At 72.9% G+C, this 2,418-nt stretch carries 2 protein-coding genes; one reads left to right on the forward strand and one right to left on the reverse strand.

Going from position 1 to position 2,418, the window contains the following annotated elements:
- Positions 1-816, reverse strand: an 816-nt coding sequence (locus VGR37_22900; GenBank protein ID HEV2150266.1) for an ABC transporter permease, incomplete at its 3' end; no start/stop codon positions are given.
- Between the two features lie 702 nt (positions 817-1,518).
- On the opposite strand from VGR37_22900, the gene VGR37_22905 reads away from it, so the two are divergent.
- A partial coding sequence (locus tag VGR37_22905; GenBank protein ID HEV2150267.1) for a hypothetical protein occupies positions 1,519-2,418 on the forward strand: 900 nt, incomplete at its 3' end.

The following is a 2,418-nucleotide window of genomic DNA, read 5'->3' on the forward strand; positions in this document are numbered from 1 at the left end:
GACCTGCACGGCCGCCTCCGCCGCGCCGGGCGTGACGCCGGGGCGGAGCCGCGCGGCGGCGCGGAAGCCGAGGCTTTCCGCGGAAGCGGGCGGCAGCACCGCGTGCCGGCTGGAGAGCGGGAGCCAGACCTGCAGCTGGCCGCCCGCGCCCACCCCGATGAACCGGGGGGGCGCCACGCCCACGACCGTGACCGGCACGCCGTTCACGAGCAGGGTCCTGCCGATCGCGCCCGGGCTCCTCCCGAAGAGCCGGTCCCAGGCGAGGTGCCCGATGACCGCCACCCTCGCAGACGCCGGGTCCTCGGCCTCGTACGTGGGAAGACCGGCGCCCATGACCGGCCGGACCCCCAGGACGGCGAAGTAGTTCTCGGTCACGAAGGTCGCGTCGGCCGTGAGCGCGCCGAGCTCGCTGTCTCCGGTCACGTCCAGCCCGACCTCCGCGTTCGCCCACCCTGCCACGGCGCTGAAGTGCTCGTTCAGCCGCCGGTACTCCTCGAACTCCTCGAGCGAGAACGCGCGCGACCTGCGCACGCCCGACTCGCCGGCCTGGCTGCCCCGGATGCGAACGAGGCCGTCCTCCCGGGCGACGACCGGCGGCGGCTGCACCGCGAACGAATACACGACGGAGAACAGCAGGGTGCTGATGCTCATCCCCAGGGAGAGGATGGCGAGCATCGTGACCGTCGTGCCCCATCTCCGCCGGAAGTGGCGCAGCGCGAAGCGTGCGTCGGCGGCCAGGGAATCGCGCCACCCGGGGCCCCTCGCGCCGTCCGACTCCTCTCCGGATCTCCGCTCGAACCGATCGGGGACGTTCATGGTGTCTCCCCTGGTGGCGATCCCACCGCGTTCCCCACACTGCGGGACCGGCGGCTGCGAATGAAGGACAGCCCGGGGGCAAGGACCCGGGCCGGCCGTGTCGTCTTTGCGCAGAGCTTCAGCCACGTCGTGGCACGCTGCCGCGAATAATTCATCGCATCCACGGTGGTGTCAAGGCTGATCTCCCGCACGCCGGAGAGGCCGGCAAGGGCCGTAGGCGCCCCGTTTGCGCTGGTAGGCACCGCAGTGGTGGCCCACGAACGAGCCGAGGTCTCCGGTCGCTTTGAAGTCCTTGACCGCGGGTTTTCTGCATCGTATGTTGTCCTGAACCATACGGTGCACGACGCGCTGAACGGGGTGATCCTGCCCTGCACCAGGGGGGGTGCGCCCGGGTGCGGCAGTCTTCGCCCGCGGCCGGACCGGGGGTGCGCCCCGGATGGCCGCTCGTTTCCAGCTTCGACTCCGTGCGGACCTCGCGGTCGGCACGCTCCCGACCCCCCCTGGCGGAGGCGGCCGTTGGATCATTCCACGATCGCGAAGCCGCTCGGGCGCCGGGTCGAGCCTCACCAGAAACGACAACGGGTCGGAAGCGCCGAGTAGACCCGCGCAAGCGGGACCTCCCGCTCCTTTCCCGAACATTCGCGCGAAGTCGGGCGACGGCGTTCGGCGACGTCTCCCGCCCTCCTCCTTCTTCATCGTCCGATGACCGAGCCCAAGCTGGAGCTGCACGAGGAGACGCGGGCGCACGTGCCGGGAGGCGCGGAGACGCTGCCGGTCCCGCTGCTGTTTCCCGACCGGACGGACGGATCGTGGCCCGGGGAGACCTGGGAGGACCACGAGGCGTTCTTCCGCGGTCTGCTGGGGGACGTCGAAGAGCCGACGGTCCCTTACGGCGTGGCCGAGGTGGGGGAACGAGAGATCGGGGAGGCGCGCCTCCTGGCCGAGGAGAGGCTGGCGGTGCGGCTGTGGACGCGCGCCCGGTCGCTGGGGGTGAGCACGTCGAGCCTGTGCCACGTCGCGTGGGCGCTGGTGCTGGCGCGGGCTACCGGCCGCCGCGACGTGGTGTTCGGGACCGTGCTCGCCGGGAGCGAGGGAGAGGGCGGGGAGGCGCGCCCGCTCGCCGACACGCTTCCTGCCCGGGTCCACCTGGGGAGTCTGGGGGTGGAGGCGACCGTCCGGGCGACGCACGCGCTGCTCGCGGAGCTGCTGCGGCATCGGCGGGCGCCCCTGGCGCTGGCGCAGCGGTGCAGTGGCGTGCCTGCGCCGACGCCGCTTTTCACCTCGCTGTTCAGCTACCGGGACGGCGGGTCTGCTCGCCCCGACGATGCCGCGTGGACCGGGCCGGCGGGGACGAGCTGCCCGGTGACGCTGTCGGTGGACGATGGAGGGGAGGGGCTCTGGCTCTCGGCACGGGTCGCGGCCCCGGCCGGGGCGATGCGCGTCTGCCGGATGATGCGCACCGCGCTGGAGCGGCTGGTGGAGGCGCTGGAAGTCTCGCCGGGGCGGGCGCTCGGGAGCATCGACGTGCTTCCGGAGGAGGAGCGGCGGCAGGTGGTGGAGGAGTGGAACGCGACCGCGGCGGCGTATCCGCGCGACGCCTGC

This window comes from Longimicrobiaceae bacterium (assembly GCA_035936415.1).
GTDB lineage: Bacteria > Gemmatimonadota > Gemmatimonadetes > Longimicrobiales > Longimicrobiaceae > JAFAYN01.